General features: G+C 62.6%; 17 protein-coding genes. 5 read left to right on the plus strand and 12 right to left on the minus strand.

Annotation, left to right across the window (positions count from 1 at the left end; genetic code table 11):
* Nucleotides 1-40: 40 nt before the first annotated feature.
* Together M5J09_RS11510 and M5J09_RS11515 are read right to left on the minus strand one after the other, a co-directional pair.
* A complete protein-coding gene (locus M5J09_RS11510; RefSeq protein WP_070536831.1) occupies nt 41-1,708 on the minus strand; it encodes a DUF885 domain-containing protein in 1,668 nt (555 codons plus the stop codon).
* A 69-nt stretch (nt 1,709-1,777) separates the two neighbouring features.
* Entirely contained in the window at nt 1,778-2,347 is a 570-nt protein-coding gene (locus tag M5J09_RS11515) for a TIGR00730 family Rossman fold protein (protein ID WP_257157949.1), read from the minus strand.
* A 98-nt stretch (nt 2,348-2,445) separates the two neighbouring features.
* Here M5J09_RS11515 and M5J09_RS11520 point away from each other — a divergent pair, with 98 nt between their 5' ends.
* The gene (locus M5J09_RS11520) at nt 2,446-3,516 is read left to right on the plus strand and encodes an ROK family transcriptional regulator (protein ID WP_257157950.1); all 1,071 of its coding nucleotides are present in this window, start codon (nt 2,446-2,448) and stop codon (nt 3,514-3,516) included.
* A gap of 52 nt (nt 3,517-3,568) precedes the next feature.
* Nucleotides 3,569-4,630, plus strand: coding sequence for an HNH endonuclease signature motif containing protein (locus M5J09_RS11525; RefSeq protein WP_257157951.1), 1,062 nt, complete (start codon nt 3,569-3,571; stop codon nt 4,628-4,630).
* A gap of 112 nt (nt 4,631-4,742) precedes the next feature.
* Here the strand turns inward: M5J09_RS11525 and M5J09_RS11530 are convergent, their stop codons facing one another.
* From M5J09_RS11530 to M5J09_RS11560, 7 genes are all read right to left on the minus strand, one after another.
* Complete coding sequence (locus M5J09_RS11530) at nt 4,743-5,321, minus strand: HAD-IA family hydrolase (protein ID WP_070537226.1); 579 nt, start codon at nt 5,319-5,321, stop codon at nt 4,743-4,745.
* Nucleotides 5,254-5,661: a hypothetical protein gene (locus M5J09_RS11535; RefSeq protein ID WP_042528707.1), complete on the minus strand. Its 408-nt coding sequence runs from the start codon at nt 5,659-5,661 to the stop codon at nt 5,254-5,256. The genes M5J09_RS11530 and M5J09_RS11535 overlap by 68 nt, the downstream gene beginning before the upstream one ends.
* Before the next feature lie 64 nt (nt 5,662-5,725).
* On the minus strand, nt 5,726-6,208 hold the full coding sequence (locus M5J09_RS11540) for a ferritin (protein WP_257157952.1): 483 nt from the start codon (nt 6,206-6,208) through the stop codon (nt 5,726-5,728).
* 53 nt (nt 6,209-6,261) lie between these two features.
* The gene (locus tag M5J09_RS11545; RefSeq protein ID WP_257157953.1) at nt 6,262-7,731 is read right to left on the minus strand and encodes a SulP family inorganic anion transporter; all 1,470 of its coding nucleotides are present in this window, start codon (nt 7,729-7,731) and stop codon (nt 6,262-6,264) included.
* Nucleotides 7,731-8,246 (minus strand): phosphoribosyltransferase, encoded by a 516-nt coding sequence (locus M5J09_RS11550; RefSeq protein WP_042528702.1) that lies wholly within the window; start codon nt 8,244-8,246, stop codon nt 7,731-7,733. Before M5J09_RS11550 ends, M5J09_RS11545 begins: the two co-directional genes overlap by 1 nt.
* Nucleotides 8,247-8,299: 53 nt before the next feature.
* Complete coding sequence (gene amn, locus M5J09_RS11555) at nt 8,300-9,703, minus strand: AMP nucleosidase (protein WP_257157954.1); 1,404 nt, start codon at nt 9,701-9,703, stop codon at nt 8,300-8,302.
* A 10-nt stretch (nt 9,704-9,713) separates the two neighbouring features.
* Nucleotides 9,714-10,139 carry a MarR family winged helix-turn-helix transcriptional regulator gene (locus M5J09_RS11560; RefSeq protein ID WP_257157955.1) on the minus strand — a complete coding sequence of 142 codons (426 nt, stop codon included), beginning with the start codon at nt 10,137-10,139 and terminating at the stop codon, nt 9,714-9,716.
* A gap of 230 nt (nt 10,140-10,369) precedes the next feature.
* Between M5J09_RS11560 and M5J09_RS11565 the strand changes: the two genes are divergently transcribed.
* A complete protein-coding gene (locus M5J09_RS11565; RefSeq protein WP_257157956.1) occupies nt 10,370-11,131 on the plus strand; it encodes a triacylglycerol lipase in 762 nt (253 codons plus the stop codon).
* On the opposite strand, the gene M5J09_RS11570 is transcribed toward M5J09_RS11565, so the two are convergent.
* From M5J09_RS11570 to bioB, 3 genes are read right to left on the minus strand one after another with little or no spacing between them, the layout of a single operon-like run.
* Complete coding sequence (locus M5J09_RS11570; RefSeq protein ID WP_257157957.1) at nt 11,128-12,051, minus strand: Sir2 family NAD-dependent protein deacetylase; 924 nt, start codon at nt 12,049-12,051, stop codon at nt 11,128-11,130. The genes M5J09_RS11565 and M5J09_RS11570 overlap by 4 nt on opposite strands.
* 14 nt (nt 12,052-12,065) lie before the next feature.
* The gene (locus M5J09_RS11575) at nt 12,066-12,332 is read right to left on the minus strand and encodes a hypothetical protein (protein WP_042528693.1); all 267 of its coding nucleotides are present in this window, start codon (nt 12,330-12,332) and stop codon (nt 12,066-12,068) included.
* Entirely contained in the window at nt 12,332-13,312 is a 981-nt protein-coding gene (gene bioB / locus M5J09_RS11580; protein ID WP_257157958.1) for a biotin synthase BioB, read from the minus strand. The genes M5J09_RS11575 and bioB overlap by 1 nt, the downstream gene beginning before the upstream one ends.
* Before the next feature lie 78 nt (nt 13,313-13,390).
* Between bioB and M5J09_RS11585 the strand changes: the two genes are divergently transcribed.
* Nucleotides 13,391-14,707: a M20/M25/M40 family metallo-hydrolase gene (locus M5J09_RS11585; RefSeq protein WP_257157959.1), complete on the plus strand. Its 1,317-nt coding sequence runs from the start codon at nt 13,391-13,393 to the stop codon at nt 14,705-14,707.
* Nucleotides 14,708-14,742: 35 nt separating this feature from the next.
* Nucleotides 14,743-15,312 (plus strand): hypothetical protein, encoded by a 570-nt coding sequence (locus M5J09_RS11590; RefSeq protein ID WP_257157960.1) that lies wholly within the window; start codon nt 14,743-14,745, stop codon nt 15,310-15,312.
* Nucleotides 15,313-15,314 lie beyond the last annotated feature (2 nt).

A 15,314-nucleotide genomic window follows, 5' to 3' on the forward strand; every position in this document is an offset into this window, starting at 1 on the left:
CAAGAGTCAGGTGTGGATAAATCCAAGAGTCTGGCAAATCTTAGTCCAAGATGGTCTCGCGCAGGATCGACATCGGCACCGAGCCCAGAGCCAGGGCCTCCGAGTGGAAGTCACGGACCTCCATGCCCTGCTCCACGGCCGCATCGCGCGTCTGCTTCCACAGGCGCTGGCCCAGCGCATAGGACGGGGCCTGGCCCGGCCAGCCCAGGTAACGGGTGACCTCAAAGTTAAGGTTGGCGTCATCCATCGCGGTGTTCTCGCGCATGAAGGTTTTGACGTGGGACTTATCCCAGGTGCCGGAGGTGGTGCAGTCCGGCAGCGCCTTGCCCAAGTGAAGTCCGATGTCCACGACGACACGGGCGGCGCGGAAGCGTTGGGCGTCGAGAAGCCCCATGCGGAAGCCCGGGTCATCCATGTACCCCAGCTCCGCCATAAGATCCTCGGCGTACAGGGCCCAGCCCTCGCCGTGGCCGGAGTTCCACGTCACCGCGCGGCGCCACAAGTTCAGGTCCGGCTGCGTCAGCGCGGCACCAATCTGCAGGTGGTGGCCCGGCGCACCTTCGTGGTGGACGGTTGTGAGCTCCTGCCAGGTGTGGAAAAGCTCCTGACCAGCAGGAACCGACCACCACATGCGGCCCGGGCGGGAGAAATCATCCGACGGCGAGGTGTAGAAAATGCCGCCGGTCCCAGCCGGATCGATGCAGCACTCAATCTCGCACACCTCGTCCGGAATGTCGAAGGCGGTGCCGTTGAGGTCCTTGATCACACGGTCCGCCGTGGACTGCATCCACTCCACCAGCGCATCCGTGCCGTGGAGCTGGTAACGCTCCTCCTCGTTGAGCTTGCGCATCGCCGCACGGACCGTAACGTCAGCTCCATAGAGCTGACGGGCAATCTTCTCCTGCTCCGCCTTAATGGAGCGCACCTGGTCCAGGCCCCAGTCGTAGGCCTCATCGAGGTCCACGGCGTCACCGACAAACAGCTTGGAGAAGCGCTCGTAACGCTCGCGGCCCACCGCATCCTGCGACGGGGCCTTCGGCTGCAACTCATTGGAGAGCCAGTCGGCGAACTCACCGAACGCTTGCTTGGCCTTGGTGACCTCTGCAGAGTCAGCGTCGAGGCCAAGGTCCTCGAGCATGGAGCCGGCGTCAGCAAGCCGCTCGCTCTGCACGAACACGTCGGAGATCTGGCGCTGCGGTGCCACCATGCCACGCGACGCCGCTTCAATCAAGGAGTCCTTGTACCCGTTAAGTGACGCCGGCACCTTCGACAGACGTGAACGCAACGCGTCGAGCTGCTCCGGAGTGTCATGCGGCATGAGCATGAGCGTGTCGCGGATAGTCTGCACCGGGGAGGCGATGTTGTTGAGGCAGCGGATGTCCTCACCGGCGTGGTGCAAGTCCATGTCCAAGCAGAGACGATCGCGCAAAACCTCGGCGGTGACGTAATCCACCTCGTCGAAGTCATCATCGTCATCAGACTCGTCGGTGGTGTCATCGAGGGCGTCGAGATCCGCCAGCATTTCACGGGTGCGATCCGCCACGGCGGAGTAGTACTCCGGCGAGAAATCCTCCAGCTCCCCATCGAAGCCGGGAATGCCCCACGCGGTGGCGTCGGTAGGCGTGAGCTGCGCGAGATCGTGAACGAAGTTATCGCACGACGCGTCCAACAGCGACGGCTGGCGCTCTGCGTTCTGGTCAAAACTCATAAGGGCGAAGTCTAACGAAGAACCTCCCCATTCGCCCAACCCAGCCGCGCCTTTTTACCAGGTTGTTAGCTAATTGTTGCCCCATTTGCTGCCGGGGTTAGTCCAGGAACCGAAAGCGTCCAGCACACCAACCGGCGTCGGCTCCACCACGAGGGCATCAAGGAAGCGCTGTTGAACGAAGCCCTCCTGCACCATCGCCGAATACATGTGCACGAAGGGCTGCCAAAAGCCCTGCACATCCACCAAGCCCACCGGGCCGTGAATGTTGCCCAGTTGCTGCATGGTGAGAACCTCCGTGAGCTCCTCCAAGGTGCCCACGCCGCCCGGCAAGCACACGAACGCATCCGCGAGTTCCTCCATGCGAGTCTTGCGCTGCGCCATCGTGTCCACGACCTCGAGCTGCGTGATGTGCTGGTGAGATAACTCGACGTCAACGAGCTGCTGCGGGATGACCCCGATGACGTGTCCGCCCGCCGCCAGGCACGCGTCCGCGACGATGCCCATAAGCCCAACATCGCCGCCGCCGTAGACCAACGTGAGGTCTCGGCGTGCGAGCTCCTCCCCGAGATCGTGAGCAGCCTGTGCATAAGCTTCCGAGTTTCCGGCGGCCGAACCGCAGTACACAGCAACAGATTTCATGACTTCAACCTTATCGCAGCCCCTCCCCTAGACCATGATGTCTACTGGAACCCAATTTCTATTAGACAATGCGGTCTGTTGAATTTATACTTGACGCCATGATCAAGTCCGGCCCCGTGTTCACCCGCCCCCGCACCCCTGCGGCGAAGTGCCTCCACATCATTCGACTCAACCCCGTCGTGACCCGCAGTGAGCTGGTGGAAGCCACTGGTCTCTCCCAACCCACGATTACGCGCGCCACCGCTGCGCTGCTGGGCGCTGGGTTGATCCGTGAACGCACCGACCTCACTCAGTCCCGGGGGCGTGGGCGCCCGACCGTTCCGCTAGAGGTTGCGGATAATGACTGGATGCTGGGCGGCATCGCGGTGGGCACGGCATTTACGCGCATCGCTTTCTTCGACACCAAGGGCCGCACGCTCTGCGAGGAGGACGTGGCGACCCCGGTTTCCCGCCTCAGCGAGGGCGACATCATCGAGCACATCATCGCAGGCATGAACCGTCTGATGACTGGCGTGGACCGCCGGCTCGTGTCGGTCGGGGTGACCACGTCCGGTAGCGTCGACGAGTCTGGCCACGTCACCGCCCACAACCTGGGTTGGGACAGCATGGACATTACAAGCCGCGTGCAGTACCAGTTCGGCGTGCCGGTGGTGGTCTCCTCCGTCATCCCCGCCATCCTGGGCTCGGAGACGCAGTCCACGGAGATGGGCGCAGAAAAGCCTGTCATGGTGCTCTATGCGGATGACACGGTAGGTGCGGCGCTTACAGTCGGCGATGAGATTGCCCCGCTGGAGCTCACTGCCCCGGATTCCCTGGCCACCCAGGCCGTGCTCGCCGCGGCAGGCGCAGAGTCCCTCCCGGAGGCGGTGCAGGACCCAGATGCGCGTGCGCTTCTCGACGACCGCGCCCGCTCCCTCGGCACCATCGCCGCCTCCCTCGTGGCTGAGCATGCACCGGACACCCTCGTGGTGGCAGGAGGCGCATTCTCCGACGATCCGGCTGCTCCGAAGCTCTTCGCGTCTGCCGTGCGGCACAACACCGACCAAGCGGTGGAACTGCGTATGATTCCTTCGCCTTCAGAGATCGTGCGTGCGTGCACTCGTGCTGTGGCTTTGGATCCGCTGCTGCGCGTACCGCTTGAGCTGGGCCGCGAGGCCAAGGCCGCCTAAAGTTTTCCTCTCCGGTTGCGGGGTGGTGTGTGGTGGTTTAGTGTTCTGGGTCATGGGGGATTTAGAGACCTATTTCTCCTTCCGCAACTCGGGGATGAGATTGGTGGGGCAAGCGGGAGGAGGAGAACAACACCTACGCGCACTCGGCGCGGCACCGGCTGATGCCGCCGAATTAGCACGCCTGCACCACATCTACTTCGGTGCTACCAAGTTCACTGGTAAGCAACGCACCGCGCGTGCGCATGCCCTGGACCAGGGCCATGATGTGGCCACGCTAAGCCTTATCGAGTCCTACACTTCGAAACTCAAGAATCAGTTGGATGCCTGGAACCTAAGACTCAGACTTGCCGGCACCGACGCACACAACATCCCAGCAGTAGCCACCAAGCGGTTAAAAGAGCTCAAGCCCAAGCGTGTGCCGAAACCTGGGGTGCGCATGACCTACCGTAAGCAAGGCCCGCACTCGCTGACTATTACTGGTGATGCGTTGATGATTACTGAGATGCACGGCACCTTAGAATCCATCAACCACACCAACCTGCTGGAGGCCTGCAAACAGGTCTTCTTCACCAAGTCCCACGGTGGAACAAAGCCTGCGGTGCTTACCAGCGTGGTGGTGGCCTTGGATAAGCTTGACAAGATTGTCTCCGGTGACGGTGACGACATTGTCCTGGAGTTAACTAATGGTGGGCGTATGACCGGGGCTGAGTTTTTGAACTACAAGTTTGCGGAAATCGGCTACGTCACCCTAATCCACCCCACCATCGGGCCGGTATGGCTACACCGCATGCAGCGCTTCGCTGGGTTTGAGCAACGCATGATGGCTAGTGCTGAGCACCCTACGTGTGCTCGGGAAGGTTGTAATAAGCCGGCTGATTATGCCCAGGTGCATCACTTGGTGCCGTGGAAGGCCGGTGGGGAAACCAACCCACCGAACCTGACCATGTTGTGTGCTTATCACAACGGGATTAACGATGATGACCCAGATAAACCCACCGGGGCTGGCTACGTGTTTAGGATTCGCGGCGAGGTTGGCTACATCCCGCCCTGGGCAGAACCGATCACCACCCAAGCGGCCTACCAGCAAGCAGCAGCACGAGCCGCACCCGGCTAAAACCACAAACAACAAGCCACGCGGACGCCCACTCCAGGGCCCTCCGCGACATCGGCGATCGCAGAAACAGCAACCGCAGAAACGGGGATCCGGAGAAACGGCGATCCGAAGACTAAAAGCGCACCGAATCGATGCCCGTAAACACGTGGGCGTTGAGTCCCACACGCTGAGCACCCTCAACGAAGTCAGGGCGATCGTCGAAGAAGTGGGTGTCCTTGGCGTGAGCGCCGAGGGCGTCGACAGCCACGAGGTACGCCTCCGGGTCAGGCTTGGCCACACCAATATCGCAACTCAGCGTCACTGCGGCACACTCCTCAAGCCACGGCTGCGCTTCACGCACCTTGGCGCCTAAGGCTGCAGGCACATTGGACAAAATACCCACGCTGTGGCCCTCTCCGATGAACCCTAAAACCATCTCCACCATGTCCTCGTCGGCGGCAAGCAGGTGGTCAGTATCAAGATCCACCGCGTGGGAGACCTCAAAAGGCCCTAAGTCCGTCAAGGCGCGGATACGGCCCCAATACTGCGAATCACTGAGTTGCCCGGCGTCATAAGCGGGGCGAAACTCCTCGTAAATAGACCAAAAGTGATCCGAATCAGCGGGGCGGACGTAATCTTCAAGCTCAGCGTGTCCGGCGGGCGTGGCTGAGCGCATGAGCACGCCGTACAGATCGAAGAGCAGAGTGGCCATGCGCCCAGTGTAGCCACACTGCCACCGCACCCGTCAGCGTGCCAACAATGAACAACGGCAGGGAGACACTGACACGGCCCCACGGCAGCGCGCCCAACGTAGAAATGGCACCCACCAGGAATAATCCCCCCACACTAAACAGCGATCGGCTCAGCGCCGTCGACGCCGCCGCGGCACACACCAAGAGAGCCACGCCCGCAAACGGGCCCAGCATGATCGCCAGCGCGAAGAAGAAGGTCCCCAACGCCACATTCGTAGCAGCCAGCCAGATGCCACCAACGAGCGCCACCGCCAACCCAGCAAGGGCAGTACTCAGGAGCATCAGCCGCGTGTTCGTCATAAAAGCAATTCTCCCATCAACCGCGAGGGCTGTGGGAGAATTCGCACGAAATTATATGGCTTCGTTACCGTTCTGCCAGCGAGCTATCGATGCGCAGCAGGCCGGAGCCATCGTTGCCCACCAGCTTGAGCTGGTCGATAACCTCCGACACGCTGGCCTCTTCCTCCACCTGCTCATCGAGGAACCAGTTGAGCAGCGCGCGGGAATCCAGATCCCCCACCGAGTCGGCGGTGCGCACGATCTCACGAATCTGCTCCGACACCTTCTGCTCGTGCTCCAGGGAGGCCTCGAAGGCATCCAGCGGGGTGGCCGCCTTCACGGCGCCAACCGTGATGTCCTCCAACTCCACGCGGTAGCCGCGGTCCAGCAGGTGCTCCGCAAACTTCTCCGCATGCTCGCGCTCTTCCTCTGCCTGCTTAAAGAACCATGCGCTCATGCCCGGAAAGGACAGGTTGGCCATCTCGTAGGCCAGCTGTGTGTAGATCGCAGCCGCGCCGTACTCGTTGTTGACCTGGTCATTCAGCAGGGTTTGCAGTTTCTCATCCATGGTGGGAATCCTTTCGCATCAAGCTTTAGCTTGATGCCCACCATACAGAAAACTTATTTCTTCAGTCCATGGCTTAGACGGCGGTAGCGTTGCTCATTTGCCGCATCCAGTCCTCGGAAGGACACCCTCACCCCGCGCGCAGCGTATTTGCTCTCCACGGAATCCAGCACCGCCACAGTCGAGGCATCCCAAATATCGGCCCGACTGAAATCCACGATGACCTCCTGCACTGGCAGGGTGTAGTCAAAGGAGTACACCAAATCATTCGAGGAGGCGAAGAAGAGCTGGCCTCGCACCTCGTAGACGGCCGTCGAACCTTCGCTCGACACCAAGTCAACCGACGCCACGTGCGCCACCCGGCGCGCAAACGCCACGGACGCCGCCACAACACCCAGCACCACACCGACGGCCAGATTATCGGTGACCAGCGTACCGACCACGGTCACCAGCATGACGATGGTCTCCGCCAGCGGCATGCGGTGCAGAGTGCGCACCGAGTGCCAATCCACCGTGTGGAAGGACACCATGAACATCACAGCCACGAGCGCGGCCATGGGGATACGCCCCACCGTATCGCCCAGCGCGAGCATGAGGATGAGGAGGAAGACGCCGGCGAGGAACGTCGACAAGCGCGTGCGTGCCTGGGATTCCTTGACGTTAATCATGGTCTGGCCGATCATCGCGCACACGCCCATGCCGCCGATGGCGGCCGCTAGCATATTGCCAATGCCCTGGCCCACGGATTCGCGGGTCTTGTCGGAGTGGGTATCGGTGAGGTCGTCGACAAGCTTGGCGGTGAGCAGGGACTCCATGAGACCCACCAGCGCCACGCCGAGGGCATAGGGCAGGCACAACATGAAGGTATCCATCGTCCACGGCACGTCCGGGATCACGAACCCAGGCAGCGACGTGGGCAGCTCGCCCTGGTCCGCCACGTCGGGCACGTCCCAGCCGAACACCACGGTGAGCACGCTGACCACGAGAATCGCCACGAGCGGGGCGGGCACGGCGGTGGTAATCCGCGGCCACAGCACCATGATGACCAGGCCCAGCGCCACGAGCACATAGACCAACCACGGAACATTCCACAGGTGGGAGAGCTGCGCGGTGAACATGAGGATGCCCAAAGCGTTGACGAAGCCCAGCATGACGCTGCGGGGAATGAAACGCATGAGCTTAGCGACGCCCAACAGCGCCATCACCACCTGCAGAATTCCCGCCATCCAGATGGTGACGAGGACGTAGTGCAGGCCATGCTCATGTGCGAGCGGCGCGATGACCACGGCGACGGAACCTGCTGCGGCGGAGACCATGGCGGGGCGGCCACCCGTAATCGCGATCGACATCGCCATGATGACGGAGGCGAACAGGCCCACCTTGGGGTCGAGGCCGGCGAGGATGGAGAAACTTAGTACTTCCGGAATAAGTGCGAGCGCAACAGCAAGCCCGCCAAACACTTCCTTACGGAAGCGGGCGGGCGAGGTGAAGGCCGCGCGGAAAGATCCGGCGGAGGCTTCTGGCATTAATGACCTTCCTTGTAAGAGCCATCGCGGGTGATGACCGGCAGGACGGACCACGCGAAGTTGATCCACTGGTCGGTCTTCTTCCACGAGAAGTCCGGCTCGAAGATGGTGGTGGGCTTGGTGTAGATGACGGCAGACTTGACCTCAGAGGCGGTCTTCTCCAGAAGGTTCACCACGAGGTCGAGGGTCTTGCCGGAGTCGGCGACGTCATCGACAACGAGGACCTTCTTGTCCTTGAGCGAATCAGTATCCAGCTGCGGGTTGAGCAGGATGGGCTCGGGGAGGGTTTCGCCGATGTCGGTGTAGAACTCCACGTTGATGGCACCCATTTCTTTGACGCCAATGGCGTAGCCGATGGCACCGGCCGGGATGAGACCACCGCGGGCCACACCGACGATGAGGTCGGGGAACCAGCCGGAATCCACAATCTCCTGGGACAGGTAGCGGCTGGCCTCGCCGAAGACCTCCCACGTCAGGTTTTCGCGTTCCGGGTTCCACCAATCCGGTGTGCTCATCGTCTAGGTCTCCTTCGCCAGAGTTGTCATTTCCACCAGTTTAACCGCCAACCTCAGCGGAACGGAACCTCCGCTACCGTTCGGCGCAACTTGCGGGTGCGCAGGCGCTCCGGGTTTTCCGCCAGAGCCTCCACCGCGCGCACCGCGCACATGACGTGCGCTTCCTTGGAGTTGGAGTAAAAGGCCTGCGCTTGGGCCGGAAGCTTGGGCACGGCATGCAGCGGGAGGTCCGAGACCGACAGCAGCGTGCCGTACGGGATGCGGTAGCGATAACCGTTGGCGGCCAGCGTGCAGGACTCCATGTCCACGGCCACGGCGGTGGAGTGACGCAGCCATTCCCATAGGTCACGGGAGGTGCGCCATTCCCAGTTGCGGTCATCGGTGGAGAGCACCGTACCGGTGCGCATGAGCGAGTTATCTTCGCCGTAGACCTCCTCCACGGAGGCTTCGAGCATGCGCTGGATTTCCGGAATGGCAGGAATGGGGTTGCCGGTGGCCACGGTGCCATCGAGGATGTGGTCCTCGCGCTGGTAGGCATTGCCCAAGATGAGGTCACCGATGCGCATGCGGCCATCGAGCCCGGCACAGTGCCCAATCATGATCCACGCCTCCGGACGCAGCACCGCCAGGCAATCCGTGATGGTCTTGGCATTCGAAGGGCCCACGCCGATGTTGATCATTGTGATGCCATCGCCGCCTGCTGTGATGAGGTCGAAGCGCGGCATTTGGTAGCGGGAGGTGAGGGTGAGCTCGTCGACGTCGAGAAGCACGGCGTCATTGGGATGAATCGTCTCCCCTGTGGGTAACACCAGCGCCGTGTACCGCGAATCCTCCCGCGCGAGCTCACGCAGGCCGAACTTCACAAACTCCGTGGTGTGCATCGCGTAGTTGGTGAACAGGATATACTTCTGCACCGAATTGACCTCAATACCGGTGTAGTGCTCGATGCGCGCGCAGGCGATGTCGAAGCGCTGCGGCCCGAAGTGAAAGAGCGGCTTCTCCTTGCCGTGGAAGGCCTTCCAGGCGCCGTCAACGATGCCATCGTGCACCGCATCCAAGGTGGGCCGGGGAATCTCTCCACGATTCTCCGGCAAGGGTCCAGCACCCCGGATGTACTCCGGCGGGATACGCTCATCCGATTGGCCCACGTAAATATCGCAGGGGTAATTGCTGGTCAGCCTGGTCAGCTGCTCAAGCAGGTAGCCGCGGATGAGCCACGGCTTGGAAATGACCGCCGAATAGCGGCCCTCTTGGTCCACATAACCGAAGGGCTCGGAACGGTCGATGGGGCTCCAGTGGCGGACCTGCACGATGATCTTGGGATAAACCACGTGACGGTAGGCGTCAAGGTCTCCCGAGGCTAGCGCTTCGCGCGCCAGCTCGCAGGAGCTGTCGTAGAGCTCGCAGAGGCGGTTAACAGCCTCAATGACGGAGTGGGCATGCTGCAGGTCAGTCATGCCGGCCAGTCTAGTTGGGATACTGCATCTGGGAGGCGTCTCCAGCTTCGCGCACAATCTCCAGGGACTCACGGAATTCAACGAGGTCCACGCCTGACTGGCGGTACTCGTTGAGGATGGTCTCCGGGATGCACACCGCGCGAGGCTCGAGGTCACTGCCCTTCTGGGTGATGGTGATCATGCCGTCTTCGACGGTGGCCAAGCCGGAATCCTGCAGGCCCTGCACGAGGCCTTCGTAGGTGCCGGTCTCCGGCTGGAGGCGCTCCTTCATGACCTCCAGGGTGATCGGCTCCTCAACTTCCCACAGAATCATGAGCATGAGGTACTGCGGGTAGGTGATATCGAGCTCCTTGAGCAGGGGATCATAGGAGCGGATCACCGAGCGAGCAGCACGGTACAGCGAAAAACACAACTGGTCTTCAAGGTGGAGAGACATGTCACCAAGGATACCTTAAAGATTTTTTCGTGCGCAATGGTCCGAACTGAGAAAAGGCGCCCGTGTGCTCAAGAAATGCCCCGTCACGGGCGAAATCAAACCTTAACGTATGTACAGAAGAGGATACACACAGGCAGGGCACGATGGGGGGGGCGGTCCGGCCGCGGCGAGGCGGCCCCGCCACTGATCGGGTGTAGCGGGGTGACACAAAAGGCGTAAAATATATCCACATGTCCACTCCCCCGCTCCCCCTCGGCGCCCGAATGCGCGCCCGCGGCGTGTGTGAAGATGACTGGTCCGCGCGCCCCACCACCGAACGACCCTGGCCCGTCGTCCTCATCCATGGCACCTGTGACACCAAAGGCGTGTGGCAGGTCCTTGCCGGAATCTTGCGGGACGCCGGGTGGGCGGTTTTCGCTCCTGATTACGGCACCCGCGCCACCGGCCCCATTCCGGATTCGGCGCGGCAGGTGGATGCCTACATTGATGCTGTCCTGACGGTGACCGGTGCTGAGAAGGTCATCCTCGTGGGCCATTCCCAGGGCGGTTTGCTCGCGCGCTACTGGATGCGCATGCACGGTGGCGCGGGGCGCGTCCACCACGTCGTGTGCGTCAGCGCGCCCAACCACGGCACCACGCAGGGCGGCATCGCCAGCCCCCTGTTCAAGAGTGAGCGCCAGGAGGACGTGGTGCGCTCGCTTATCGACGGCTGGTTCGGCCCCGCCGGCATGCAACAAATCGTCGGCAGCGAGATCGTGGAGGCAACGAACCGCGGCAGCGAGGTTGAGCCAGGTGTGAGCTATACGTGCATTGCCACGCGGTCCGACGCCGTCGTCGTCCCACCCAACACGTGCTTCCTCAACGGACCCATGGTGCGCAATATCTACGTTCAAGACGTGGAGCGCCGCGCCATCATCCGGCACGAGGACATGCCAATGGATAAACGAGTGTGCGAGATGATCCTGGAGGATGTGGAGCAGCTGGTGGGTTAGAGATCGAGGGCGTCGAGAAGCGCGTCGAAGGCTGGGCCGACCTGCGTGCGCCACAGCGTGTCCACGCGGTCATCGGCGCGGCCCGGCCCGCCGTTGATGGTGGCCACGCGCTTGCCCTGCTTCTTCGCCTCAAGCACGAAGCGAAAGCCACTCATGACCGCCAACGAGGAACCGGCCACGAGCAGGGAGTCTGCGGCCGCCACCATCTCATAGGCCGCATCTTTCTTGGCGGTGGGCACGGGTTCGCCGAAGTACACAACATCCGGCTTGAGGCGTTGCGAGCCGCAGCGCACACACCCGGGCATCACGAATTCCGCAACCGCTTCCGCGCTCAGCGCCACGTCACCGTCCGGGTTCACGTCCGCCTTGTCCACGACCCACCGCTGCAGGAAGCCCGGGTTCGCCGCGGCGGCGCGGGCATCGTAGTCTGCCCGCCTCTCCTCATAACCACAGCTCAAGCACACCACGTGTTGCATATCTCCGTGCAGGGTAATGAGGTTGCGTTGGCCCGCCTCCTCGTGGAGACCGTCCACGTTTTGGGTCACCACACCCGTCAGCAGCCCGGCGCGCTCAAGCTCCACGAGCGCAAAGTGCGTGCGGTTGGGGGCGGCGGCCTTCATGACGCGCCATCCGACGAAAGCGCGCGCCCAATAACGGTGCGAGGCATCAGGATCGTGGAGAAACTCCTGGTAGGTCATGGGTCGGTGGCGGCTCAGTGATCCTTTCGGCCCGCGATAGTCCGGCACGCCGGATTCCGTTGACACGCCCGCGCCCGTGAGGACCATGACGTTGCCGTTGCGGAGTTGGCGGGAGACGTCGGCAAGCGCCTGCTCCGGTGGGGTAGGCGTCGCTATTTCGGAGACGACTCGGGAGATCGAGCGCAGCGCGGACTGGTGGGCGTGGGCGACGGCGGGATCCATGGCGCCCACTCTAGCTAGCCCAGCGTCTCCTCGTAGATATCGTCAGAATCGAGTTCGCCGTGGCGCGAGCAGCGTGCGCTCCAGCCATCAGGGCGAACCTGGACCACCATACGGCGCCCGCACAGCTGGCAGTAGCGCGGCACGTCGAGGCCGGCCGCCGCCGCTGGGTGGAGCGGAAAATTCTCACTGAGCGGCTTGCCGGTGTTGGGGTGAAACAGTGGTTCCTCCCCGGCGAGGACCGCGGCGACGAGCTCGGTCGACTCGCTCCGTGAAGGGGCCATTAGAGGGCCTTGATGGGCAGATCGATGCGGCCGAGCATGTCGACGTCCTTCTCAATCTGCTTGCCCAGCGTGGTGAGGTAGTTGCCGGCGATAATCGCGTTGATGCCGCCGAGGAGTCCCTTCTCGGTGCCATCATCACCGAGTGAGAGCTCGCGTCCGCCCGCGAAACGCAGGGTCACCGACGGCATGGCCAAACGGAAGGCGGCCACCGCGCGCAGCGCTTCACCCAGCGGGACCAGGGGGCGATCCGCAAACGGGGTGCCCGGGCGCGGGTCAAGGAAGTTCATCGGAACCTCGCACGGCTCGATCTGGGCCAGCTGGTAAGCGAACTCGGCGCGGTCCTCGAGGGACTCACCCATGCCGATGATGCCACCGGAGCAGACCTCCATGCCTACGGCGCGGACGTTGTCGAGGGTCTCCTTGCGCTCTTCCCAGGTGTGGGTGGTGACGACGTTGGGGAAGAAGGACTTGGAGGTCTCCAGGTTGTGGTTATAGCGCTGGGCGCCCATGTCCTTGAGGCGCTGCGCCTGCTCCAGGGTCAGCGTACCGAGGGACAGCGAGATCTCGATGTCAACCTCATCGAGAATGGCGGGGATCGCCTCGGCGACCTGGGCCAGGAGGTTTTCATCCGGGGCCTTCACCGCGGCAACAATGCAGAACTCCGTGGCACCAGACTTGGCAGTCTTCTTCGCGGCCTCCACCAGCTCCGGGATGTTGAGGCGGGCGGCGCGCACGGGTGACTCGAACAGGCCGGACTGTGAACAGAAGTGGCAGTCCTCCGGGCAGCCGCCGGTCTTAATGGAGATGATGCCCTCCACGGATACGTCCGGGCCGCACCACTTCAAACGGGTCTTGTGGGCGATGTCAGCGATCTCTTCCAGCTGCTCATCGGGGATCTGGAGGACCTGAAGGAGTTCCTCTTGGTTGAGGCCGATGCCCTGTTCGAGGGCCTTGTCACGCGCGATATCTACGATGCTCATGACAGAAACCTTACTTGAACGCCGTTCAAGTTGTGGAAAATCGCCGCCTTTTCCTTCCGCGGACTACCCTTGAGGGCCATGACTCTCTACGACGACACCCTGGCCCTCCTCCAAGAACTCATCCGCAACGCCTGCGTCAATGACCTCACACCGGATTCCGGTGACGAGGTACGCAACGCCGACACCCTGGAGAAGTTCTTCGAGGGCACGCCGGTGGAGATTAAGCGCTACGAGTCCCATCCGGGCCGCGTCACCCTCGTCGCCACCGTTCCGGGCGACCCGGACAAGGAGCCACTGACCCTCATGGGCCATACGGATGTCGTGCCCGTGGACGAGCCGAAGTGGACCAAGCCGCCTTTCGACGCCGTTATTGAAGACGGCAAGCTCTATGGCCGCGGTGCGGTGGACATGCTGTTCATTACGGCGACGATGGCGGCGGTAACGAGGGATGTGGCCAAGCGCGGCAATCCCGGCGGCACCCTGGCGTTTGTCGGCATGGCGGACGAGGAGGCCCGTGGCGGTTTGGGCTCCATTTGGATGGATAAGCGCCATCCGGAGGCCTACTCGGTGCGCAACTGCCTGTCGGAAACCGGCGGCAGCCACCTGCCCGGCGCGCTCGGCTTCAACGTCGGCGAAAAGGGCGCGGGCCAGCGCCGACTGCACGTGCACGGCGATGCCGGCCATGGTTCAACGCCGTTTGGCAAGGATTTTGCCATCGTCAAGATTGGTGAGGTGGCGCGCCGCATTGCCGCGGCTGAGCCGCCGGTGGCTACAGACGAGGTTTGGCAGGGCTTCGTCAAGACCTTCCGCTTTGACCCGGAAACGGAGGCCGCGCTTCTCGACGGCTCCGCAGACCCCACCCACTACGAGCAATTCGGCAACCTTGCCGCCTATGCCCACGCCTTCTCACACACCACCATCTCCCAGACGGTGCTGCGCGCCGGTGGCGCCATCAACGTTTTGCCCTCCCACGCCTACCTGGAGATGGACATCCGCCCCTTCCCCGGCCAGACTCAGGAAGAGCTCGATGACTTCCTGCGCGAAGCCCTCGGCGATATGGCCGACGAGGTAGAAATCGAGCACCTTATTACCGAGGACGCCACACAGTCCTCCACGGATACTGAGCTGTGGCGTTGCATCGAGGAGACCGCGCACAAGTTCTTCCCGGATAAGGAAGTGCTGCCGGTGTTGGCCACGGGTGGCTCGGACCTGCGCGTGGCTCGACGCCGCGGCGGCAACGCCTACGGCTTCGCCCTGCATGCGGAAGATCGCGATATGGCCAGCGCCAACTCGCAGCTACACAGCCACGATGAGCACCTGCACCTGGAAGACTTGGATCTCACTGTGAAGGCGTATTCTTCGCTGGTAGATCGCTTCCTGGGGCAGGAGCACTAGCGCAAAAGTGTAAAAGGTGTGGCACAATGTGGCGCATGAGAAACAAGCTTGCCCTTTTCACCGCCGCTACCGCCCTTACCGTTGGCCTGTCCGCCCCTGCCGCATCTGCCGACATGGTCGATAACTACCTGGCCAAGGTTCCGGCTGGTCAGATCTCCTGCGACCAGGCATCGAAGTATTACACCAACCCGTCCGACTACAACAGCAAGAAGTCCCAGGCCCTCGCTGCCGCCAATTTCCACCCGCGCGGCGGCGAGATCCGTGACGCCATCGCCCGCGCCGACGAGGCCATCGCTCGCTGCGGCCTGGGCGCCGGCGGCAACAACGCCGGTAACAACGGCGGTAACAGCAACACGGCCCCCGCCAACAACGGCGGCAACCACCAAGCTGCGCCGGCGCCAGCGAAGCAAAACCAGCCGGCGCCGGCGAAGCAGAACCAGCCGGCCCCGGCCCCTAACCGTGGCGGCCAGCCGGCACCGGCTCCGGCCAACAACGCTTTTCCGACGATTCCGGTGAAAATCGGTAACGTGACGATCTACATCCCGGATGTGGTGGCCTACCTTAAGACCATCGTTGAAGGTGCCCCGCTGACCTCCTCCCGCTAGAG

The organism is Corynebacterium sp. BF-R-2, assembly GCF_024586525.1.
GTDB classification, from domain to species: Bacteria; Actinomycetota; Actinomycetes; order Mycobacteriales; family Mycobacteriaceae; genus Corynebacterium; species Corynebacterium singulare.